The sequence below is a fragment of the Streptomyces sp. TRM64462 genome, from assembly GCF_013362995.1.
Taxonomy (GTDB): Bacteria; Actinomycetota; Actinomycetes; order Streptomycetales; family Streptomycetaceae; genus Streptomyces.
On sequence record NZ_JABWDV010000324.1, the window covers coordinates 1 to 23,355 of the forward strand.

At 70.6% G+C, this 23,355-nt stretch carries 17 protein-coding genes; 6 read left to right on the plus strand and 11 right to left on the minus strand.

The annotated features are described in order from the left end of the window. From HTZ82_RS16075 to katG, 3 genes are all read left to right on the plus strand, one after another. On the plus strand, positions 1 to 1,048 hold a 1,048-nt coding region (locus HTZ82_RS16075; RefSeq protein ID WP_175410070.1), incomplete at its 5' end, for a DUF4139 domain-containing protein. 8 nt (positions 1,049 to 1,056) lie between these two features. Next, entirely contained in the window at positions 1,057 to 2,655 is a 1,599-nt protein-coding gene (locus tag HTZ82_RS16080) for a DUF4139 domain-containing protein (RefSeq protein ID WP_175410071.1), read from the plus strand. A gap of 153 nt (positions 2,656 to 2,808) precedes the next feature. Then, entirely contained in the window at positions 2,809 to 4,998 is a 2,190-nt protein-coding gene (katG, locus tag HTZ82_RS16085) for a catalase/peroxidase HPI (RefSeq protein ID WP_175410072.1), read from the plus strand. Between the two features lie 72 nt (positions 4,999 to 5,070). Here the strand turns inward: katG and HTZ82_RS16090 are convergent, their stop codons facing one another. From HTZ82_RS16090 to HTZ82_RS16110, 5 genes are all read right to left on the minus strand, one after another. Then, complete coding sequence (locus tag HTZ82_RS16090; protein ID WP_175410073.1) at positions 5,071 to 5,607, minus strand: GNAT family N-acetyltransferase; 537 nt, start codon at positions 5,605 to 5,607, stop codon at positions 5,071 to 5,073. Between the two features lie 48 nt (positions 5,608 to 5,655). Continuing rightward, positions 5,656 to 6,912 (minus strand): family 2 encapsulin nanocompartment cargo protein terpene cyclase, encoded by a 1,257-nt coding sequence (locus HTZ82_RS16095; protein WP_175410074.1) that lies wholly within the window; start codon positions 6,910 to 6,912, stop codon positions 5,656 to 5,658. Positions 6,913 to 7,267: 355 nt separating this feature from the next. Then, positions 7,268 to 8,374, minus strand: a complete 1,107-nt coding sequence (locus tag HTZ82_RS16100) for a ricin-type beta-trefoil lectin domain protein (protein WP_175410075.1) — start codon at positions 8,372 to 8,374, stop codon at positions 7,268 to 7,270. A 59-nt stretch (positions 8,375 to 8,433) separates the two neighbouring features. Then, the gene (locus tag HTZ82_RS16105; protein ID WP_175410076.1) at positions 8,434 to 10,089 is read right to left on the minus strand and encodes an RICIN domain-containing protein; all 1,656 of its coding nucleotides are present in this window, start codon (positions 10,087 to 10,089) and stop codon (positions 8,434 to 8,436) included. A gap of 88 nt (positions 10,090 to 10,177) precedes the next feature. Continuing rightward, on the minus strand, positions 10,178 to 11,617 hold the full coding sequence (locus HTZ82_RS16110; protein WP_175410077.1) for a non-reducing end alpha-L-arabinofuranosidase family hydrolase: 1,440 nt from the start codon (positions 11,615 to 11,617) through the stop codon (positions 10,178 to 10,180). 260 nt (positions 11,618 to 11,877) lie between these two features. Here HTZ82_RS16110 and HTZ82_RS16115 point away from each other — a divergent pair, with 260 nt between their 5' ends. Continuing rightward, entirely contained in the window at positions 11,878 to 12,675 is a 798-nt protein-coding gene (locus tag HTZ82_RS16115) for a VOC family protein (RefSeq protein WP_175410078.1), read from the plus strand. A 26-nt stretch (positions 12,676 to 12,701) separates the two neighbouring features. Here HTZ82_RS16115 and HTZ82_RS16120 read toward each other — a convergent pair whose 3' ends face one another. From HTZ82_RS16120 to HTZ82_RS16145, 6 genes are all read right to left on the minus strand, one after another. Beyond that, a complete protein-coding gene (locus HTZ82_RS16120) occupies positions 12,702 to 14,261 on the minus strand; it encodes an RICIN domain-containing protein (protein ID WP_175410079.1) in 1,560 nt (519 codons plus the stop codon). A 140-nt stretch (positions 14,262 to 14,401) separates the two neighbouring features. Next, positions 14,402 to 15,847 (minus strand): GH1 family beta-glucosidase, encoded by a 1,446-nt coding sequence (locus HTZ82_RS16125; protein WP_175410080.1) that lies wholly within the window; start codon positions 15,845 to 15,847, stop codon positions 14,402 to 14,404. 62 nt (positions 15,848 to 15,909) lie between these two features. After that, positions 15,910 to 16,857 (minus strand): carbohydrate ABC transporter permease, encoded by a 948-nt coding sequence (locus HTZ82_RS16130; protein WP_175410081.1) that lies wholly within the window; start codon positions 16,855 to 16,857, stop codon positions 15,910 to 15,912. Between the two features lie 13 nt (positions 16,858 to 16,870). Next, complete coding sequence (locus HTZ82_RS16135; protein WP_175410082.1) at positions 16,871 to 17,896, minus strand: carbohydrate ABC transporter permease; 1,026 nt, start codon at positions 17,894 to 17,896, stop codon at positions 16,871 to 16,873. Between the two features lie 145 nt (positions 17,897 to 18,041). Continuing rightward, the gene (locus HTZ82_RS16140; protein WP_175410083.1) at positions 18,042 to 19,358 is read right to left on the minus strand and encodes an extracellular solute-binding protein; all 1,317 of its coding nucleotides are present in this window, start codon (positions 19,356 to 19,358) and stop codon (positions 18,042 to 18,044) included. Positions 19,359 to 19,585: 227 nt separating this feature from the next. Then, a complete protein-coding gene (locus HTZ82_RS16145) occupies positions 19,586 to 20,599 on the minus strand; it encodes a LacI family DNA-binding transcriptional regulator (protein WP_175410084.1) in 1,014 nt (337 codons plus the stop codon). Between the two features lie 371 nt (positions 20,600 to 20,970). Between HTZ82_RS16145 and HTZ82_RS16150 the strand changes: the two genes are divergently transcribed. Then, positions 20,971 to 21,936, plus strand: coding sequence for a glycoside hydrolase family 6 protein (locus HTZ82_RS16150; protein ID WP_175410085.1), 966 nt, complete (start codon positions 20,971 to 20,973; stop codon positions 21,934 to 21,936). Positions 21,937 to 22,021: 85 nt separating this feature from the next. After that, positions 22,022 to 23,305, plus strand: a complete 1,284-nt coding sequence (locus HTZ82_RS16155) for a glycoside hydrolase family 6 protein (RefSeq protein WP_175410086.1) — start codon at positions 22,022 to 22,024, stop codon at positions 23,303 to 23,305. The last annotated feature ends 50 nt before the right edge of the window (positions 23,306 to 23,355 follow it).

Below are 23,355 nucleotides of genomic sequence, written 5' to 3' on the forward strand. Positions count from 1 at the left end.
GGCACCGCAGGGCTACGGCGGGCCGTCCGGCCTCGAACAGCCGGTCCGGTCGCGGCCGGGCGGCGGCCGGCCACGTACCGGCGGAGGGTCCTTCGCGGGACCTCCCGCCGCCATGGCACCTGCGGCTCCCGGCCGGGCTGCTCCGCCACCGTCGTCTCCGGCTCCGGCTCAGTCTCCGGCTCCGTTGCCGTCTCCGGCTCCGGTGGCCGGTCCGCCGCAGCCGAGCGGTGCCGAGCTCGACTACGCCGCCCTCGTCCTGTGCGGCCCCGACGAGCGAGGAGATCGCAGGGGCCGGCTGTTCCCCGACTCGCCCTTCGACGCGGTGGCAGCCGAGTACCGCCGCCGCGCCGAGGCGGTGGCCGCGCTGCCGCTGCCCGGGCACGCCGTCCGGCCCCGCGAGTCGGCGGGCTCCTTCGACCACCGCTTCGACGCCACCGCCCGCGCCGACATTCCGTCGGACGGCACCTGGCACACCGTCACCGTCGGCGAGATCCCGGTCGGGCTGCGCACCGAGTACGTCTGTGTGCCGTCCGTCGAGCAGACCGTGTACGCGACGTCGGTCCTCTCCAACGCCACCGGCCAGGCGCTGCTGGCCGGCCCGGTGGAGGTCACCGTCGACGACGAGTTCCTGCTGACCGCCGCGCTGCCCACGCTCGCCCCCGGCGGGGTCCGCCGGGTGGGGCTCGGGCCGGCCGAGGGCATCCGGGTCACCCGCCGTACGAACGTCCACGAGTCGGCCTCGGGCCTGCGCAACCACACCACCGTGCTGGACCACCGCGTCCACGTGGAGCTGGCCAACCGGCTCGCGAGGCCCGTCACCGTCGAGGTCCGCGAGCGGGTGCCGGTCACCTCCGATCCGGACGTGCGGATCGAGGAACGTGCCGACTGGACGGCACCCGAGACGGGCGCAGGGCCCGAGCAGCACGCACCCGGTACCCGCGTCTGGCGGGTGGACCTGCCCGCCGGCGGCACCGCCGCCCTCGACGGCGGCTACGAGATCCGCATCCCGGCCGGCAAGGCCCTGGTCGGCGGCAACCGCAGGAGCTGACACACGCCATGTCCACGGCCCCGCCCGCACCCCCGTCCACGGCCCCGTCCACGGCCCCGAAGCCGATCGCCCTTCCCGTCACCGCCGTCACCTGCCTGGAGGACCGCGCCCACATCGAGCGCACCGCCGCGCTCGACCTGGCGGCCGGGGTCCAGCGGCTGCGCCTGGGACCGGTCAGTGCGCTGGCCGTCGACCGTACCCTCCACGCCGAGCTGACCGCCGATCACCCGGCGACCGTGCTGGACGTGCGGATCGTCCGTAGCTGGACGCCGCGCGGGCCGCTGCCGTCCACCGACGACGACTCCGCCCTGCGCCACCGCGTCCACGCCATCGAAGAGGAGCGGCTCACCCTGGAGCAGCGACGCGACCGGCTGCGGTCCCGTCTCGACCTGCTCGGCCGCCTCGCCGCCGATCTGCTGCGGGAGATCGGCGAAGGCGCCGGCTCCGGGGAGTGCGACGGGCCCCGCTGGGCCCGCGAACTGGACCGGGTGGACGCCGAGCGCGACACGTACGGCGAGGAACTCCGCGCCGTGGAGGCCCGGCTGGCCGCGCTCGCCGCCGAGCTCGGGGAGAACGAGCGAGCCATGGAGCTCTCCGAGCAGGAGCCGGCCGAGCTGGTCGGCCATGTCGAGCTGACCGTGGAGGCCGCGGCTGCCGGGCCGGCCCGGCTGTGCCTGAGCCACCTCACGCCGTGTGCGCTGTGGCGGCCCGCCTACCGGGCGGTGCTCGACGGGGACTCCCTGACGCTGGAGACGGAGGCGATGGTCTGGCAGCGCACCGGCGAGGACTGGTCGGGCGTACGGCTGACGTTGTCGACGGCCCGGTCGGCCGTGGCCACCGATCCACCGCGGCTCGCCGAGGACCGGCTGACGCTCAAGGACCGCTCCGCCGCGGAGCGCCGCACGGTCGACGTCGAGCTGCGCGAGGAGGAGATCGGGGACCTCGGTCCGGCACCGGTGCTCGGCCTTCCGGGAGTGGACGACGGCGGCGAGGCGCGGGTGCTGAGCGCCCCTGCGCCGGTCTCCGTGCCCGGGGACGGCCGCGCCCACCGGGTGCCGCTCTCCGTCTTCACGACGGGCGCGAGGAGCGAGTACGCCTGCTCACCCGAGCTGTCGCCGCTGGTCACCCAGGTGGTGCGGTTCGACAACCGGTCCGGTCACGCGCTGCTGGCCGGGCCCGTGGACCTGGTGCGCGACAGCGGGTTCAGCGGCCGCGGCACGCTCGACTTCGCCGCCCCCGGCGCCCCCGTCGAGCTGGCCTTCGGCAGCCGCGACGACCACCGGGTGGTCCGGGAGGCCGAGGAGTCCCGCGACTCCGCCGGAATCACCCAGCGGACCGTGGTCACCCGCACGGTGCGGCTGCATCTGTCCCGGTTCTCCGCCCCCGGCGAGCACGACGAACGCCTGGTCGTCCTGCGGGAGCGGATCCCGGTCTCCGAGGTGTCGGCGGTGGAGGTGCGCCTGCGCGAGGAGGCCTGCTCCCCGGCGCCCGACCTGGTCGACGCCGAGGGCATCGCCCGCTGGGACGTCACCCTCCCTCCGGGCGGCCGCCGTACGGTCACGCTCGTCTACGAGCTGTCGGCGAAGGGCAGAGTCGTCGGACTCTGAGCGGCGGCCCGGAGCCCGAGTTCTTGTTACGCCGTCGTGCCCTGCGTGTTCTCTCAGCTGTGCGGTCTGCGGTGCGCAACCATACGGACGCCGTTTCCACGTCGAGAGCGGCAGCCAGCAGAAGGAAGCACCGAGACAGAAAGAAGGACGGACGTGTCCGGCAGCGAAAGCGAGAACCCGGCAATCCCCTCCCCGACCCCCACCGCGACTCGACCCAAGACGAACCGGGACTGGTGGCCGAATCAGCTCGACCTTCAGGTTCTCCACCAGCACTGGTCCCGCTCCAATCCGATGGACGAGGACTTCGACTACGCGAAAGAATTCGCGACCCTCGACCTCGGTGCGCTGAAGCAGGACGTCTTCGACGTGATGACGGCGTCCCAGGACTGGTGGCCGGCCGACTACGGACACTACGGGCCGCTCTTCATCCGGATGAGCTGGCATGCCGCCGGAACCTACCGGATCGCCGACGGCCGGGGCGGTGGCGGCAGCGGTGCTCAGCGCTTCGCGCCCCTCAACAGCTGGCCGGACAACGCGAGCCTCGACAAGGCACGCCGTCTGCTCTGGCCGGTGAAGCAGAAGTACGGCCGGAAGATCTCCTGGGCCGATCTTCTGGTTTTCGCGGGCAACTGCGCCATGGAATCGATGGGGTTCAAGACGTTCGGGTTCGGTTTCGGGCGCGAGGACATCTGGGAGCCCGAGGAGATCTTCTGGGGGCCCGAGGACACATGGCTCGGAGATGAGCGCTACAGCGGCGACAGAGAACTCGCCGGTCCTTTCGGCGCCGTGCAGATGGGCCTGATCTATGTGAATCCGGAAGGGCCCAACGGAAATCCGGATCCGCTGGCGGCCGCCCGGGACATTCGCGAGACATTCGGCCGTATGGCGATGAACGACGAGGAGACGGTCGCACTCATCGTCGGCGGCCACACGTTCGGCAAATGTCATGGTGCGGTCGATGTCCAGTACATCGGCCCGGAACCCGAGGCCTGTCCCATCGAGCAGCAGGGTCTCGGCTGGAGGAACACGTACGGCAGCGGCAAGGGCGCCGACGCGCTCACCAGTGGGCTGGAGGGCGCATGGACCTCCGAGCCGACGAAGTGGGACAACGGATACCTGGACAACCTGTTCGGGTACGACTGGGAGCTGACGACGAGTCCCGCCGGTGCGAAGCAGTGGACGCCCACGGATCCGTCGGCCCAGGGCACGGTGCCCGATGCTCATGATCCGTCGAAGCGGCACGCTCCGATGATGCTGACGACGGACCTCGCGCTGAAGTCGGATCCGGTGTACGGGCCGATCGCGAGGAGCTTCCACCAGAACCCGGAGAAGCTCGCGGTGGCGTTCGCCAAGGCGTGGTACAAGCTGCTGCACCGCGACATGGGACCCGTGTCGCGGTACCTGGGCCCGTGGATTCCCGAGCCGCAGCTGTGGCAGGACCCCGTCCCCGAGGTCGATCACGAACTGGTCGCGGACGCGGATGTCGCCGCCCTCAAGGGCAGGATCCTCGACTCTGGGCTCTCCGTCTCCCAGCTGGCCGCGACCGCTTGGGCGTCGGCGGCGAGCTTCCGCGGCACCGACAAGCGCGGCGGGGCAAACGGGGCACGGATTCGGCTCGCGCCGCAGAGGGACTGGGAGGTCAACGCTCTCCCCGAGGTGGCCGAGGTGCTGCGCACCCTCGAACAGGTCCAGCAGGACTTCAATGCCTCGCAGACCGGCGGGAAGAAGGTCTCACTCGCCGACCTGATCGTCCTGGGCGGGTGCGCGGCCGTCGAGCAGGCGGCGAAGAACGCCGGGCACGACATCACGGTGCCGTTCGCGCCGGGACGCACGGACGCCACGCAGGAGCAGACCGACGTGGAGTCGTTCGCGGTGCTCGAACCCAAGGCGGACGGGTTCCGCAACTACCTCCGGGCGGGAGAGAAGCTGTCGCCGGAGACCCTCCTGCTGGACCGTGCCAACCTGTTGACGCTGACCGCTCCCGAGATGACGGTTCTGATCGGCGGCATGCGGGCCCTGAACACCGGGTTCAACCGATCCCCGCACGGCGTCCTCACTGACCGGCCGGAGGCGTTGACCAATGACTTCTTCGTCAACCTGCTCGACATGGGCACGGAGTGGAAGGCGTCGACGTCGGCTGAGAACGTGTTCGAAGGCCGGGATCGCGCCACGGGTGACCTCAAGTGGACCGCCACCGCCGTCGACCTGGTCTTCGGTTCGCACTCCCAGCTCCGAGCCGTCTCGGAGGTCTACGCGTCCAGGGACGCGGCGGACAAGTTCGTGCGTGACTTCGTGGCGGCGTGGGACAAGGTGATGAACCTCGACCGGTTCGACCTCCGCTGAGCCCGATGTCCCGGTCGGCGGCTCGTCGGCCGACCGGGACATCTCCGGATCTTCTTGTCACCCACTCGTCACCTAAAGGACCGGGATCTCGAAGTGCACGACCCCGGTTCCGCCGCCGGGCACGTCCGTCCGCTCGTCGCAGACCACCTTCCCCAGCGACCGCCACAGCCCCATCGCGCCTGGCGAGTGCGGGTACGTGTGCAGGTACAGCGAGCGGTAACCGCCGTCCGCCTTCGCGAACTCCACCAGTCCCGCGACCAGTCGCCCGGCCAGGCCCCGACGCCGGTGCTCCGGGCGTACGTACACCCGCCGCAACTGCCCGGTCTCGCCTGACGGATACCTCTCGGCCAGCCAGCTCGGGCTCGGCGGGTGCGCCGGACCTCGCGCATCCAACGCGGCCGTGGCCGCGACCGTCCCGTCACGGACGTCGACGGCCACGAGCAGTGTGTGCCGCGGCGGGGCCAGGTAGAAGGCCACCGGGTCGATGATGTCGCCGTGCCAGCGCGGCACGTACCCGGTTCCGAAGTCCCGGTAGACGGCGTCGAGCATCACCGCCCGCGCCTCGTCCACGTCGTCCACGGTCGCGGCCCGGATGCAGTAACCACTCACCTGCACATCATAGGCAAGAGCGCGGAGGCGAGCGGCCGGGAATGCCCCCTACCAGAAGTCGGGCAGGCTGTAGCGGTAGGTGTTGGTCTGGTGCCAGTAGTGGTTGCCGTCGACCCACACGGCCACGCCCCGCAGGAAGCGCAGCACGCTCGGGACGGGGCAGGCGGCGGCGAGGTCGGCCGCTGCGGCCTCGAAGTCGTGCATGAGCTCGTTGTGGACCTCGACGGCCTTCAGGTAGGCGTCCCGTTCGGAGCACTTCTCCCGTTCGGCGATCACCACGGGCAGGTTCAGGTGCCGGCCGGGGCTTGCCAGTTCCTTGGTGTACGAGTAGAGGTCGTTGACGATGGTGGTCGCGTTGCCGGCGAGCGCGATGACCCGCTGCATGTCGGGCCGGGCGTGCAGGTCGGCCGGCAGCTCGTATCCGCCGACGGTGTCCGTGATGGTGGGACAGGGGCGGAAGTTGTTGAACTGGCGCATCGCCAGGTACTCCCACACCTCGGGAACGTGCTCCGTCTCGGCCCATGCGGCCTCGGCGAGGTACCCCATGTGCAGCCGGGCCATGTCGTGCCGGAACCGGTCGGCCTGGGAGGGCGTGGCCTGCTGGACGAAGTACTCCATGGCGGAGCGGTACGCGCGCCGGGGGGCGTCCGACTGGAGCGACTCCGCCCACTCCGGCGCGTACTCCTTCGTCGTGTGCAGCGGGTCGAGAGCCGTGTGCGCCAGCAGAAGGCGGCTGCCGAGACCGACGGGCGAGCCGCCGTGATCCTCGCAGTAGCAGTCGTCGACCGCGTTCTCGGCGACCATCAGGCGCGCGGCGACCATCAGGTGGTCGACGGTCGGCGCGTCCGGGTGGCAGGCGACCATGTAGCGGCCGACGGAGAAGCCGTCGAACTGGTCCTCCCACTCCGGGGGGTACACCTGGGCCTCGTCCACCGCCCATGCCTTGATCCTGCGGCTGACCTCCGCCACCCGCGCCTGATCCGGCTCCGGCACCGGGTGGTGGTAGAGGCCCGGGATCGCGTTGCCCTCCGGCGCCGACTCGGGCGCCGCCGGCTCCGGCGACTCCTCGCGCCGGACCAGGTGCAGGCCCGCCGTGCCCAGACCGCTGGGGCCGCGCAGGATCCCTTCCGGTGCGGGGCCCGTTCGCCCCACCGCGACGGCGCCGACGGCGTGCTCGGGCCCTGTCGGGGGGACGGGGACGGAGGGCGGGCCCGGCAGGTCGGGCCACGCACCCTCGGCCCCGAAGGTGTGGGCGCGGGCGGCGGGCAGGCTCGGCTGCAGAGGGGAAAGCCCAGGCTCGGGCATCCGTAGCTCCTTGGTGAGGTGGGGGGCTGTCCCGGATCCCGGGCGGGCTCGCGCTGCCCGGGACGGTCCGGACCGTCGTGGCCGTCGGACGGGTCCACCAGTTTCGCCTGACCGCGAGTCGCATGTTCTCCAACACGCCGAGCACCGCTCGTACGCGCGCCGGCCTCGACCCGGTGGCGCCGGGTCATCAGGCCGTCGGCACCGCAGCGGGTCCGGGGAAGGTGACGCCGCAGTTCCTCGGAGGCCACCCGCAGACGGCGGGCGGTGATCTGAACGGTGCCGCCTGCGGCAGCGCGGGAGTGCGCCGAAGTGACCAGGCTGTCATGACGCCGGGCGGCACGGATGCGTCCGGCGGTCATCCGGCGGTCAGGGTGGTCCACTTCTGGTTGGAGCCGCCGTGGCAGTCCCACAGGTGGAGCTGCGTGCCGTCGGCCGTGGAGAAGCCCGGGACGTCGAGGCAGCGGCCGGATGCGGGGTTGCGGTAGCCGCCGTTGTAGGGCTGCCACACCTGGTTGGCGCCGCCGTGGCAGGACCAGAGCTGCACCTTGGTGCCGTTGGCGGTGCCCCCGCCGGAGGCGTCGAGGCACTTGCCCATGGAGCGCAGGGTGCCGTCGGTGTAGGCGGACCAGAACTGGTTGGCGCCGTCGCCGCAGCTCCACGTCTGCACGGCGGTCCCGTCGGCGGTGCCGACGCCCTTGACGTCCATGCATTTCCCGGCGATTCCGGACTGTACGCGTGCGGGGGCGGGGGCCGGGTTCCTCAGCCACCCCGCGCTGTCCGCGGCCTGGACGCCGCGGTGGAAGGCGTCGGCCATCTTCTGGTAGCCGGTGTCGTTGGGGTGCAGGGCGTCGGCCAGGTCGGCCGTGGTCAGGCTGCTCATGTCGACGTATGCGACGCGTTTGCCCGCGGCCTGTGCTTCCCTGACGATGTGGGGGATGGCCTGGTTGTACGCGCCCCGGTGCTGCTCCTCCGTGGCGCTGGTGGACACGACCAGGGAGGCCACGAGGACGGTCGCGTCGGGGGCGGCGGCGGTGATCTGGCCGACCAGGGACTTCAGCCGGGCGGTGGCGGTGGAGACCTGGTAGGAGCCGTTGAGGTCGTTGGTGCCGATGTGCAGCGTCACGACATTGGGTCGGTAGCGGGTGAGCGAGGCGTCGGCGAGTGCGGCGATCTGGTCGATGCGGTATCCCGAGTGGCCCTGGTTGTCCGGGTCGGGCATCGAGCCGCCCCGCAAGGTGCCCGCGAAGTCCAGCGGGTGGCCGTCCGCCGCGAGCCTGTCCCACAACGGCGCCCGGTAGCCGTTGCCCGTACTGCTTCCCACGCCCCAGGTTATCGAGTCGCCCAACGGCATGACCCGCAGAGGCGTGTCGGAGGCGGCGGAGGCAGGGGCCACCCCTGCCGCTGTGACCCCGAGCACGGCGGCGACAAGCGTGATCAGGGGTCGGATCCAAGACCTTCTCATGGAGTTCCCTCTCTTCTGCGCGTGATTGCTGAATCAGCGGGGCTGATCGCCGTCGCGGGTTACGGGAGCGTGGTCCACTTCTGGTTGTTCTGGCCGTTGCAGGTCCACAGGATGATGGGGGTCCCGTTGGCGGTTCCGGCCCTGTTTGCGTCGAGGCACAGACCGGCGTGGACGTTGCGGATCGACCCGTCGGCCTGCGTGGTCCACTTCTGGTTGTTCTGGCCGTTGCAGGGCCAGATGATGACCGGCGTGCCGTTGGTGGTGCCCTGGTCGGAGGCGTCCAGGCACTTGTCGCCGTAGACGCGGATCTCGCCTCCGGCCCACGTGGTCCAGAGCTGGTTGGCGGCGGTGTGGCAGTCCCAGATCAGCGCCTGCGTCCCGGCCGCGGTGGAGGCGCGGTCCACGTCCAGGCAGCGGCCTGACCCGGTACCGCGCAGGCGTGCGGTGGTGGCGGCCAGCGGGCTCCCGCCGGTCATCTTGAACACGGCGACACCGTGCGCGGGTACGCTCGCGGTGACCTGCCCGGACGTGCTGGACGTGCCGCCGGTCCACAGGTCGGTGAGGGTGAACGGCCCGCCGGTGAGGCCGACCTGGGCGGCCGTGGCGGTGATGGTCGTGGTGCTGTCACTCCGGTTGAACAGGCCCACGGCGACCGAGCCGTCGGACAGGGGCTTGGCGAACACCTCGGTGCTGCCGTCGTCGCGCACCTTGCGGCCGCCCGCGCCCAGCGGGTCCTGGTTCACCGCGACCAGGCGGGGGTTGCGCAGGATGGCGCTCACGTCGGCGGACATGGTGCGGATGTCGTTGCCGGCCATGAGCGGGGCCGCCATCAGCGCCCACAGGGCGAAGTGGGAGCGGGACTCGGTCAGTGACAGGCCGGGGCGGCCGACGACCAGCATGTCCGGGTCGTTCCAGTGGCCCGGACCCGACTGCGCGGCCAGGGGCGCGGTGACGTCCAGGACGTTGCCGACGCCCATCGGGTAGCTGTTGGTGTTGTTGTTCTGCCAGATGTCGAGCAGGTCCTCGGTCGTCCGCCAGAGGTCGGCGACCTGGCCCCAGTTGTACTTGTCGCCGGTGGGGGCGTGGAAGCTGTTGGGGTTGATGCTGTAGACGATCGGGCGGCCGGTGGCGCGCAGGGCGTCGCGCATGAGGGTGAACCGCTCGACCTGCTCGCTGAGGGTGCCGCTGCCGGAGCACCAGTCGTACTTGAGGTAGTCGACGCCCCAGGCGGCGAACGTGGCGGCGTCCTGGGCCTCGTGCCCCTTGCTGCCCGTGGAGCCGGGGTAGGTGCCCACGCCCTGCGCGCAGGTTTTCTCGTTGGGCGCCTGGTAGATGCCGAACTTCAGGCCCTTGCTGTGGATGTAGTCCCCGAGCGCCTTCATGCCGCTGGGGAACTTGGTCGGGTTGGCCCGGAGGTTGCCCGCCGCGTCGCGCTGCGGGTCGAACCAGCAGTCGTCGACGACGACGTACTGGTAGCCGGCGTCCTTCATGCCCGAGGACACCATCGCGTCGGCGGCCTGGCGGACCTGTGCCTCGGTGATCCCGCATCCGAAGCTGTTCCAGCTGTTCCAGCCCATGGGCGGGGTGAGCGCGGGGCTGCCCGGCGCGGCCGTGGCAGCCGTGGCGGTCGTTCCGGCGGAGGCGGTGACGCAGGCGGTGAGCGTCAGTGCGGTGGCCGCGAGGAGACGCAGCAGTCGTCTGTGTAAGGGAACCATGGGGGTGGTCCTTCCTGGCCCGCACAACGGAAGCCGCTGTGCGGGCCTGAGGGGAACGGTCACGAGCTGGTGATCATGTGCGCGCGGATCAGCGCTGCAGGGTCAGGAGGCCCGGCCGGTACGGCAGTAGCCCGTAGGGGGTGCCTTGTGGAGTGTCGGGGCTGCGGCCCTGGTAGAGGAACCGCAGGTTGCAGGGGTCGATGGTCATGGTCTGGTCGGCATTGACGCGGATCAGGTCACCGTGGCTGATGTCGTTGGTCCAGGTGGCATTGCTGTTGGCCTTGCCCGCGAAGGGGTTGCTCTCGGTGGCGGCCTGCGGGGTCCACGGACCGTTCAGGCTGGAGGCGGTGAACGAGCGGAAGAAGCGGTGCTCAGTCACACCCCGAGCCTCGACGATCATGAGGTACTGGTTCTGGCCCTGGACCTTGTAGACCTCCGGCGCCTCGAACAGGTTCTTCACCGTGTCGCTCATGATCTTCGTGTACGACGAGCCGAAGCCGGCCGGGAAGTTCCCGAGCGGCATGGTCGACCTGTAGATGCCGCCGAGGTCATCGGCGAAGAACAGGTACATGTTCTGGTCGTCGGCGATCAGGGTCGGGTCGATCGGGCCGCCTACGGGGAGGCTGCCGGTGAACAGCGGCTGCGGGGCGGACCAGCCGTTGGGGTCGGTGGGGTCGCTGGACGTGCGGTAGGTGAAGGGCCAGGGGGTACCCCACCCGTTCGATGCCAGCACCCAGATGTTCTTGGTCGAGAGGTAGAACAGTTTGGGCGCCACCGCGGTGCCCTGGTTCATCCCGGTCTGGGTGGCCGTCGCCATGTCCGACCAGTTCGTGAAGGGGCGGAACGCCATCGTGCCCCACGACGATCCGTCAGGAGTGGGCGCAGAAGTGGTCGCGTAGACCAGGTTCTGACCGTTGTACGGCACGGTGGTGAAGTCCTTCAGCGCGGCCCATCCGTTCGCCGGCTGGGCCAGCGGGCCGGTCGACGTCCACTGGTATGTCGACGGAAGAGAACACGTGGGCGACGTCCCGGGCAGGCCGGTCCACTTCTGGTTGCTGCCGCCGTTGCACGCCCAGAGCTGCACCGCCGTGCCGTTGGCCGTACCGGCGCCCGAAACGTCCAGGCACAGCCCGGACTCCACGGCGACGATCGCGCCGTCGGCGTTGACCCGCCACTGCTGGTTCGCGCCGCCGTTACAGCTCCAGATCACCGGCCGGGTCCCGGCCGAGGTGGCGCCGCCCGGAACGTCCAGGCACTTGTTGCCGTACACGGTCAGCCGGTTGTCGTCCGTCAGTGTCCACTGCTGGTTGGTCCCGCCGTGGCAGTCCCAGATGTGCAGGTTCGTGCCGTCGGTCTGGCCGGCGTTCGGCACATCGAGACACCGGTCGGAACCAACGCCGCGTAAGGCGCCGCTGGCGGCCGCCTGAGCCGGGCCGGCTACGAGCATCGCCGCCAAGGCGGCCATGGTCGCGACCGCGGCGGCGAGCACCGCAGACGGACGTCTGCGGCTGAAACTGTGTCTGCGCATGCGGGACCTCGTCATCCAGTCGGTGTGGTGCGGGCACCCTGACTATTCGCAATACCGAACAAGGGTCGAAGTATCGAGCAACTGGATAATGAGAGACCCGTTGATCACCGTCAATACCCCCCGCACATAATTCGCCTTCCGAAACGTTCGCGGGCACGAACAACCCCCGCCGCGCGCCGGCGCACCGATGTCGACGGGCGAAGGCCGGTTCCCGGTGTCACGCTGGGTTCACACAAGATCCACGGAAGGGAGTCATCACCGTGATCACCACGGACTTCGCACCCGGTTCGCCCTGCTGGCTCGACCTCGGCGCCCCCGACATCCGTGCCGCCGCGGCCTTCTACGGCACCGTGCTCGGATGGGACTACGAGTCCATGGGCGAGGGTGGAGACATGGAAGGCGGCATGTTCCGCAGAGACGGCAAGAACGTCGCCGGCCTCGGCAAGCTCACCGAAGAGGGGGCCCGCTCGGCCTGGATGATCTACTACAGCGTCACCGACGCGGACGCCACGACCCAGGCCGTCGAGCGCGCCGGCGGCACGGTGCGGGTGGCACCGACGGACCTCGACGAATGGGGCCGAATGGCGCAGTACAGCGACCCGCTGGGAGGTCAGTTCGCCGTCTGGCAGCCGGGAACGAACAAGGGCGTCGAGCTGGTGGACCAGCCGGGCTCCCTGTCCTGGACCGAGCTGTACACGAGCGACGCCGCGGCCGCGAAGGAGTTCTACGGCGGCATCTTCGGCTGGCAGTTCAGTGACATGGAGCTGCCCGGTGGCGGGGGCACGTACTCCCTCATCACCCCCGCCGGGCTTCCCGAGGAGCGCATGCACGGCGGCCTCATGGAACTCCCCAAGGAGAACCTCGCCCTGACGAACGGACGGCCGTACTGGCACCCGGTCTTCCATGTCACCGACTGCGACGCCACGGTCCGCAAGGTCACCGAGAACGGCGGCAGCGTGCAGATGGGACCGGAGGACGCGGAGGGAGTCGGCCGACTGGCCGTCTGCCTCGACCCGTCGAACGCGGACTTCGTGGTGCTCACCCCGGTCTCCGGCTGAGCCCCGGCACGCTCTGGTCGGTGCCGTCACCAGCCTATCGGCAGGCCGGCGAGGAACGAGGTGAGCCGGTCGGCGATGAGGCGGTCGTCGCGGGCCGAGTAGTGCCAGTCGCAGCCCAGGAAGTCCAGGTCCGAGCCGTCGAGGAACCAGTAGCGGACCCCGCTGTCGCCTGCGTCGTTGCGCGTCTTGACCACCTGCTGGACATGGCCGGCGAACTGGCCGGCGCCGACCGCCACGATGGTCGTGCCGGCCCCGTAGCGCGTCCGGAGCTTCTGGAGGAAGTCGCCGTAGGCGGTGCGGTAGCCGGCGGCGAGACTGTCGGGCGTCCACGGCTCACCGGGGTTGACGGCGGTCGAGAAGTCGTTGGTGCCGAGGTTGACCACCACGACCTGGGGGCGCCAGGTGCCCGGGTTCTGCCAGACGTCGCCGGACACGTTCAGCAGGGCACGGTCGTAGAAGGTCCGGTAGGTGATGTCCGGTGAGTGTCCGTTGTAGTTGCGCACCATGCCGAGGCCCGAATAGGCGTTGAGCTGGTAGTCGGCGTTCAGCCGCCGGGCGGTGAGGGCGCCGTAGCTCACGTCGGCGTTGGTGGTCCGCCTGACCTGGTCCCAGGTGCAGGTGCGGGAGGTCGAGAGGTTGCCGTAGCCCACCGTGAGGGAGTCCCCGATGAACTCGATCTGGCGGCTGCGGGCCGTCGGTTTGCCCAGTACGGCCCCGCCGGGTGCGGCGACGAAGCCTCCGAACGTGCTGGTGTCCCCTGGGGTGTCGTTGCGTTTGACGAGCCGGACGGTGTGCGTGTTGTTGGACAGGCCGTTGATCCAATGTGTGGTGTTGCCGGGTGTGATGAGCGTGGCCACGGTGACGCCGTCGACCTGGACGTCGTAGTCGGCGGCCGAGTCGTTGAGCACGACGCCCACGCCGGTGCCCCTGACGGTGCCCTCGAAGTACACGCCCGGCCAGCTGTACCGCACCGTGTTTCCGCTGTCCTTGACCCGCCCGGCGGTGTGCACCTGCGCCAGCACTCCCGTCACGCGGACGAGTCGCCACTGCTGGTTGGCTCCGCCCCAGTCGGTGTACTGGACGGCCTTGGCGCCGTCCGCGGTGGAGCCGCCCTGTACCTCGACGGCCTTGCCGCTGCCCCGGTTGACCAGCCGGACGTGGCCCTCCGGGGAGTCGGCGAGCCGGAACTGCTGGTTGGTGCCGCCCAGGTCGCTCCACTGCACGATGTCCGCGCCGTCGGCGGTGGAGTGGCTGTACACGTCCAGCACCTTGCCGGAGTGCTGTGCCTTGAGCCGGTAGTAGCCGCCGCCCGAGTCGACGAACTGGAACCGCTGGTTGGGCCCGTCGTGGCGGGTCCACTGCTGGACGGCCGCGCCGTCGCCGGTGGCCGCGCCGGAGATGTCGAGCGCCTTGCCGCTGCCCCGGTTGACCAGCACGTACCACGCGTTCGTATCCACGGTCGCCGCCTGCGCCGTCCCGGCGGCGCCCACGCCCGTCAGCAGCGCGGCCAGCAGGGCGCCCACCGCGGTGAGCACTGCCGTCCACCTGCCGGGCCTTCGCCTGGCGAGGTTGAATGTAGCGCGCATGTCAACCCTCTCTCCTTCATCACCGATCGGGACTGTCCGCCTGGGAGCGCTTCCAATTCACGAAATACCGAACAACGGTCGACAGCTCGGAGATCTCCGGCGCACACTATTGGTGCGCCTCCCCACCGTCAACAGATGCCTCAGAGACCCGGGATCGCGTTCGCGCCGATGACCCTGGCGTACCAGCGGGCACTGGCCTTCGGGGTACGCAGCTGGGTCGCGTAGTCGACGTGGACGGCTCCGAAGCGCTTCTCGTATCCGTACGCCCACTCGAAGTTGTCGAGCAGGGACCAGAGGAAGTAGCCGCGCACGTCGGCACCGTCGGCGATGGCCTGGTGGACGGCGGCGAGGTGCCGGTGGAGGTAGTCGATCCGGTCGTGGTCGTGGATCTGGCCGTCTGCCGTGGGGATGTCGGGGAAGGCACCGCCGTTCTCGGTGATCGCCAGGGGAAGACCGGGATGGGCGCGGGAGGTGGCCATGAGGAGGTCGTACAGGCCGGTGGGGTCGATGGCCCAGCCCATGTCGGTGGTGTCGCCTTGCGGGAGGTGGAAGTTGACGTACTCGGAGCCGGGCCAGGGAGAGTGGGGGCTCTCGCCGTGGGCGTGGTTGGCAGCGGTGGCGTGCGGGGTGGGGGCGGAGACGACGGTCGGCGTGTAGTAGTTGATGCCGAGGAGGTCGATGGGGGCACCGATGGCGGCCTCGTCCCCGGGCTTGACGAGGCTGTTCCAGTCGACGAGGTGAGCGGTGTCGGCCAGCAGGTCGGCGGGGTAGCCGCCGGAGAGCATCGGCCCCGTGAAGATCCGGTTGCCGACGGCGTCGATGCGGCGGGCCGCGTCGAGGTCGGCGGGGCCGGAGGTGAGCGCCCGTACCTGGTGGAGGTTGAGGGTGACGGCGACCTGGGCGTGGGCGGGCAGTGCCGCACGCAGGGCGGCGGTGGCGCGGCCGTGGGCGAGGTTGAGGTGGTGGGCGGCGCGCAGGGCGAGGGCGGGGTCCGTGCGTCCGGGGGCGTGGACGCCGGAGCCGTAGCCGAGGAAGGCCGAGCACCACGGTTCGTTGAGGGTGGTCCACAGGGCGACTCGGTCGCCGAGGGCGTCGGCGACCAGGGCGGCGTACTCGCCGAAGCGTTCGGCGGTCTCGCGCACCGTCCAGCCACCCGCGTCCTCCCGTGCCTGGGGAAGGTCCCAGTGGTACAGGGTGGCGACGGGCTGGATGCCGGCGCCGAGGAGTTCGTCGACGAGTCGGCGGTAGAAGTCGAGGCCGGCGGGGTTGGCGGGGCCCCGGCCGCCGGGCTGGACACGAGGCCAGGAAAGGGAGAAGCGGTAGGCCTGGAGGCCGAGATGGGACATCAGGGTGACGTCGGTGCGGTAGCGGCGGTAGTGGTCGCAGGCGATGTCGCCGGTGTCGCCGTTCACGACCTTGCCGGGGGTGTGGGAGAAGGTGTCCCAGATGGAGGGGGTGCGGCCGTCCTCGGCCGCGGCACCCTCCACCTGGTAGGCGGCGGTGGCCGCGCCCCACAGGAAGCCGGGCGGGAAGTGCAGCCGGTCGACGGCGGTGGAGGCCGGGGCGGTGACGGGGGTTGCGGACATGCTGAAGTGCTCCTTGGGCAGCTGGTGCGGGAGGACGGAGAGGAGATGAGATGAGGGCGGCGTCAGCCCTTGATCGCGCCCTGCGTGATGCCGCCGACGATGTGACGGCCGAAGAGTGCGAAGACCAGGAGGAGGGGCAGGGTGCCCATGAGTGCTCCGGCGGTGATGACGGACCAGTCGGTGGACCAGCCGGTGCCCAGTCCGGCGAGGGCGACCTGGACGGTGGGGTTGGTGGAGCCGTTCATGACGATGATCGGCCACAGGAAGTCGTTCCAGGACTGGACGAAGGTCAGCATGCCCAGGACCGCCATCGCCGGCCGGGCGACGGGGAAGACGACGTGCCAGATGACGCGCAGGGAGTTGGCGCCGTCGACGCGTGCGGCCTCCAGGAGTTCGGTGGGCAGGGCCTGCGAGAGGAACTGGCGCATGAAGAAGACACCGAAGGCGGTGACCAGCACGGGCAGGATCAGCGCACCGAGGTGATTGTTCAGCCCCAGGTTCTTGGTCAGGATGAACAGCGGTACGACGCTGAGCTGCGCGGGCACGGCGAGGGTGGACAGGACCAGGCCGAGCAGGACCTTCATGCCGCGGAAGCGGAGTTTGGCGAAGGCGAAACCCGCGAGGACGGAGAAGGTCACCGTGCTGACGGTGACGGTTCCGGCGACGAGCGTGGAGTTGAGCAGGGCGACACCCATGCCGCGGCCGCCGGCGTTGTGCCACACGTAGGTGAGGTTGTCGAACAGGTTGCCGCCGGGCAGCATCGGCGGCGGGCTGGAGACGACCGCGTGGCTGTCGGTGGACGCCGCGACCAGCGTCCAGTACAGCGGGAACAGGGACGCCAGCGCAGCGAGTCCCAGGACGATCTTGGCGAGCGGCCCGGCCCGGTGCTGGCCGCCTGCCCTGCCGGCACGGACGGCACGTGAGGCACGTGAGGCACGGGCGGTGCGGGCGGGCGGTCGTGCCGGCGGCTGGGGGTGACGGCGGTCGGGGACGGATGCGGTGGTGGTCATGTCGTACTCCACGTCACTGGGAGGCGCGCAGGCGGCGGGTGATCAGCGCGTTGACGAGCCCGATGAGCAGCAGCAGGCCGAACATGATCCAGGCGACCGCGCTGGCGCGCCCGAGCATGCTGGAGTGGAAGCCCTGGTCGTACATGAGGATCCCGAGGGTCTCGTACTGGTGGTCGGTGCCGCCCTGGTGGCCGCTCTGGCCGCCGAACAGGTAGGGCTCGCCGAAGAGCTGGGTGGCTCCGATGGTCGAGAGGATCACCGTGAAGAGGATCGTGGGGCGCAGGGCGGGGATGGTGACGTGCAGGAACTGTTGCCAGCGGTTGGCGCCGTCCAGGGCGGCGGCCTCGTACAGTTCGCGCGGCACGGCCTGCATGGCCGCGAGGTAGATCAGGGCGTTGTAGCCGGTCCAGCGCCAGGTGACGATCACGGAGATCGCGAACTGCGAGCTCCAGCGGCCGGCCTCCCAGTGCACGGGTCCGGCGCCGAACAGGCCGAGGATCCAGTTGGCCATGCCGCCCTCGGGGCTGAAGATCAGGGCGAAGACGAGGGTGGCGGCGGCGACGGACGTCGCGTACGGGGCGAGGAGCGCCGTGCGCAGGAATCCGCGGGCGCGCAGCCGGTAGTTGAGCAGGTGGGCGAGGCCCAGCGCCATCAGGAGCTGGGGGACGGTGGACAGGACGCCGAGGGTGAAGGTGTTGAGGAGCGCGTTCCAGAAGTAGTGGCTGACCTGGCCGGTGAACAGGTCCGTGTAGTTGCGCAGGCCGACCCATTCGGCGCGGTCCACGTTGTACAGGCTCACCCGGTGGAAGGAGAGCCATCCGGTGTAGAGCAGCGGGAAGAGGCCGAAGGCGGCGAAGACGAGGAAGAACGGCGCCACCAGGGCGTACGGTGTGCCTTTGGTGTCCCAGCGGTGCAGGCGGCTGCGCCAGGCCGATCGCCGGTCCGATCGCCGGTCCGGGCGGTCCGGGCGGGCCGGGGTCGGCTGGGTGTCCTGCGGGCCTGCGGGGCCGTTGCGGCTGGGTGCGGTCGTGGAGGCCACGGGCGGGTTCCTTCGGTGGTCACGGCGGGTCGCATCGGTACGGGGAGGGGGCGGCCGGCTCCCCGGTGACCGGCCGCCCACTCCCCCGCGGCGGCCGGCCGGCGGGCGGCGGAAGAGGCGGGGGCGACGGGAGAGGCGGGAAGGGTTACTGGATGGTGCTGTCGATCTGGCGGACGGTGGCGTTCCAGGCCTCTTCCGGGCTCTTGCCGTTCTGCTCCATGAGCAGGACGCCGGTGCTGAACGCCCCGGTGAGGTCTCCCGCACGCGGGCCCGTCTCGGCGGGCTTGATGGCCTTGGCGGCGGTGGAGAAGATCAGGCCGGTGGCGGCGTCGGGGCCGATGTAGGGGTTCTTGTAGTCGACGACGCCCGGCAGGTCGTAGGCGGCCTGGTTGGCGGGGATGTTGCCGACCTTCTGGAAGACCTTCGCCTGCTGCTCGGGCGCGGTGAGCCAGGCCACGAGCTTCTTGGCCTCGTCGACGTGCTTGCCGGACGCGGGTACGGCCAGGAAGGAGCCGCCCCAGTTGCCGGCGGCCGGGGGCTGGGCGACGTTCCACTTGCCCTTGTTGCCGGGGCCGGAGAACTGCTGGATGTTGGCCTGCTGCCAGGAGGGGCAGACGGTGGTGGCGAAGGTGGACTTGGCGAACGCGGTCTGCCAGGGGGTGTCGAACATCTTCAGGCCCTGGCTGGTCTTGCCCTCCACGGCCTTGACGGCCAGGTCCCAGGCGGCCTTGACGCCGGGCGATTCCTTGTAGGCGAGCTTGCCGTCCTTGTAGTACTGGACGGGGCTGCTGGCGACGACGGCGTTGAACAGTCCGGTGGCGCTGTCCATGAAGGCGGTGCCCTTGGGCGCCTTGGCCTGGTACTGCTTGCCCACCTCGACGTACTTCGCCCAGTCACCCGCCCACAGCCTGCCGACCGACTCGGGGTCCGAGGGCAGGCCGGCGGCCTTGAACAGGTCCTGGCGGTAGCAGATGGCCATGGGGCCGACGTCGGTGCCCAGTCCGATCGTTCTGCCGTCGGCGGTGGTGGCCTGGTCCCACTTCCACGGCAGGTAGTCCTTCTTGTCGACGCCGGGGGCGTCGGACAGGTCGGCGAAGGCGTCGGCGAGGTCCTCGGATGTGGCCAGGGATATACGGCCGACTTCGAGGGCCTGGACGTCGTCGAGGCCGCCGCCGGACAGCCGGGTCTGCAGGGCCGTCCAGTAGTTGCCCTCGACGGTCGTCGGGTTCTCCTTGATGATGACGCCGGGGTTCTGCTTCATGTACGCGTCGTACAGACCCGCCTCCTTGTACCCGAAGGTCCCGAAGGTGCCGACAGTCAGGGTGATCTTCCCGTCGGCGGAGGCGGAGGCGGAGCCGTCGTCGGAGGACGAGCAGCCGGTGAGGGCGAGCGCGAAGGCCAAGGCTGCGGAGGCGAGTACGGCGGAGCGGGTACGGACGCGCGGCACGGACGTGCGGGACATGGCATCTCCTCGATGCGTCAACGGGGTTGAGGGGTACGCCGGGCAGAGCGGCGCCTCGTCGGCGGTCGGCCCAGGGGGATGGCCTTCGAAGGCCGGGGTGAGAGCACATCGCTGAGGGCTGCTCTCCGGAACTGGGAGCGCTCCCAAAAGATGGTGTCGAAACGCTGCCGGCCCTTTGACGGCCTGTCGAGATCGTCGGCCGGGGGAGGGACGGCAGGGGTGTCTGGTCAGGCGCTGGCGCGGGTGACCAGGCGCGTGGGCAGGATCAGCGGGGTGGGGTCCTGTCCGTTGACGAGCGCGACGAGCATGCGCGCCATCTCCCTGCCGAGACCCTCTATGGGCTGGTGCATTGTGGTGAGCGGCGGATCGGCGATCCGGGCCACGGCCAGGTCGTCGAAGCCGACCACGGCGACGTCATCGGGGACCGTGCGGCCGGCCTCCCGCAGCGTGCGCAGCGCTCCCGCCCCCATGTTGTCGCTGGCGGCGAACACCCCGTCCACATCGGGGTGGCGCGTCAGCAGTGCCGCCATGGCGGCGGCCCCGCTGGACTCGGTGAAGTCCCCGGCCTCCGGCGGGTACGGATCGAGACCCGCCGCCAGCATGGCGTCCCGGTAGCCGCGGTATCGGGCGCGCCCGACCTCGGTGTCCAGACGCCCGCAGATCGTGGCCACACGGGTTCGGCCGGCCGAGAGCAGGTGCTCGGTCGCCACGCGCGCTCCGCCGGCGTTGTCGACGTCCACGTACCACCGGGGTTCCAACCCGACCGGGCGCCCGCCGAACACGACGGGCATCTCCGCCTCCTGGGCCATGCGGGCCAGCGGATCGTCCTCGCGCAGCGCCATCAGCATCACGCCGTCGGCACCCTTCGACCGAAGAAGCTGCTCCACTCGCCTGCGGCCCCGGTCGGAGGCGGCCAGGCACAGCATCAGGTGCAGATCGGCGTCCTCCAGGGCCGCCGAGGCCCCCACGATCACCTGGGCGAAGAACGGATCCGCGAAGATCGACGGATCCTCTCCCGACACGACCAGGGCGGCCGCACCGGTCTGACGGGTCGCCAGCGCGCGGGCGGTCGGATTCGGTACGTAGCCGAGTCGATGGACGGCCCGTTCGACCGCCTCGCGCTTGGCGCGGCTGACGTGCGGGGCGTTGTTGAGCACACGCGAGGCCACCGACCGCGAGACACCGGCCAGCTCGGCCACCTCGTCGAGTGTCGACTGCCGGCGTGGCACACCTTCTGCCATGAACCATGCACCTTTCCCTTGCGGCCGGACAGAAGCGTCGCCCTGCGACCCCTCAAGGATCGAAGACTGGGAGCGCTTCCAGTTCCGAGACTGTAAAGCCTTCGGGCCGCCATGTGAAGTCCGAGTTACGCGGCGGCACTTGACACGTCGAACAGCGGGCAACACGATACGGGCCACACCCCGAGGCACATGGACGCCTCTTGGGACCGCTTCCAGTGGGAGCGGTCCCACAGGTCCGTGGTCGAGGGCGTGTCGCTCCGGGTCGATGCGCCACCGGCACCGGGACGCCGTACCACCGCACTTCCTCAGCGCGCCGCACCGTCAGGACGAGACCGTGCGGCGCATCCCCCGCAAGGAAACCGAGGTACATCATGCGCCGCAGACTCCGCGCCCTCGCCGCGGCACTCTTCGCCGTGCCGCTGGCACTCGCCGTCGCGCCGTCCGCCCACGCGGCCGATCCGACCAGCATGACCAGCGGGTTCTACGTGGATCCCGATTCCACCCCGAAGCGGTGGGTCGCCGCCAACTCCGGCGACGGCCGGGCCCCCTCGATCAACACGTCGCTCGCCAACACCCCGATGGCGCGGTGGTTCGGCTCCTGGAGCGGCTCCATCGGCCCTGCCGCCGGGGCGTACGCGGGTGCCGCGGACCGCGCGGACAAGCTGCCCGTCCTCGTCGCGTACAACATCTACAACCGCGACTCCTGCGGCGGGCACTCCTCCGGAGGAGCCCCCTCGGCCGCCGCCTACGCGACCTGGATCGCCGAGTTCGCGGGCGGCGTAGGCAACCGCCCCGCCCTCGTGATCCTCGAACCGGACTCCATCGCGGACTACGGCTGCCTGACGCAGCACCAGGTGCGCGAGCGGCAGAACATGCTCAACAACGCCGTCGCCCAGTTCAGCCGCCAGGCGCCCAACACCTGGGTCTACCTGGACGCCGGGAACCCGCGCTGGATCGACGCGGCGACCATGGCCCGGCGCCTCCACGACGCCGGCCTCCGGGGCGCCCACGGCTTCTCCCTCAACATCTCGAACTACCTCACCACCGCCGAGAACACCGCCTACGGCAACGCCGTCAACAACGAACTCCGCAACCGCTACGGCTACACCAAGCCGTTCGTCGTCGACACCAGCCGCAACGGCAACGGCTCCAACGGCGAGTGGTGCAACCCCGGCGGCCGCCGCATCGGCACCCCGACCCAGATGGGAGGAGGCGCCGAGATGCTCCTGTGGATCAAGACACCGGGCGAGTCCGACGGCAACTGCGGCGTCGGAGCCGGGTCCTCGGCCGGACAGTTCCTCCCTGAGGTGGCCTACAAGATGATCTTCGGCTACTGATCCCGCCCGCCCCTACCGGCTCCACTGCCCCGCACCGACCCGCCCACCGATCCACGCACCGACCCACGCACCGACCAGGAGCACCATGAGAACCCGCAGTCCCCGACGCCGCGCGGCGGCCCTCATCGCGGCGCTCACCGCCTGCGCCGCCGCCCTCACCGCCCCGCAGGCCCAGGCGCGGCCCACACCCGTGCAGGACGTCATCACCCCGTCCACGAAGTTCTACGTGGAGCCGCACAGCAAGGCCGCGAAGCAGGCCTTCACCGACTTCAAGAACGGCGACTTCGCAAACGGCCTCAACATGGCCAGAATGGCGAGCTGGCCGCAGGCCGAGTGGTTCACCGAGGGCACGCCCAAGGACGTCCGCGCCAAGGTGAACAAGCTCGTCCGCCGCGCTCAGGCCGTGAAGCGAACGCCCCTCCTGGTCGCCTACAACGTCCCCGGCCGGGACTGCACGCAGTACTCCAACGGCGGAGCCGCGTCCTCCGCCGCCTACCGGCAGTGGATCGACGCCTTCGCCGCCGGCATCGGCGACAACAAGGCGGTGGTGATCGTCGAGCCCGACGGCCTGGCGCTCCTCCCCAAGGACTGCGGGCCTGCCGAGGATCCGACCGGCGAACTCACGGCCACCCGCGTCGCCGACCTCGAATACGCCGTCAAGACGCTGAAGGCCAGGCCCCGTACCGCCGTCTACCTGGACGCGGGGAACGTCCAGTGGCGGTCCGTCGGCGACATGGCCGAGCGGCTGCACGACGCCGGGGTCCAGTACGGCGACGGCTTCTCCCTGAACGTGTCCAACAACCATCCCACGGACCACAACGCCAGGTACGGCACGTGGATCTCCAAGTGTCTGCGGTTCGCCACCGGCGGCCCCGGGGACGTGGGCGGCCGTACCGCCCGGTGCGCCACGCAGTACCACTCGTCCGCCGCGCCCAACGACGGCGCCCCCGGCAACGCCGTCGACTCGGCCGATCCCGCCACCTGGCACTGGACCGACGCCTGGTACGACCAGAACGTCGGCGCCCCTCCGGCCGACGAGCTGCACCACTTCGTCATCGACACCAGCCGGAACGGCCTGGGCGCCTGGACCCCGGAACCCGGCAAGTACACCGGCGACCCGGAGGCCTGGTGCAACGCCCCCGGCCGAGGTCTCGGCCCGCGCCCCACCGCCGACACCGGCGTCCCCCTCGTGGACGCCTACCTGTGGATCAAGATCCCCGGCGAGTCCGACGGCAGCTGCACCCGCGGCACCGGCGGCACGATCGACCCCGAGTACGGCATCGTCGACCCGCCCGCCGGCACCTGGTGGCCCGACCAGGCCCACACGCTCGCCCGCAACGCGGCACCGCGGCTGACGTTCAACCGCTGAGCTCCGCCCATCCGCCGTCCCCCGTCCCCCTTCCCCATCGGCGTCCGGCC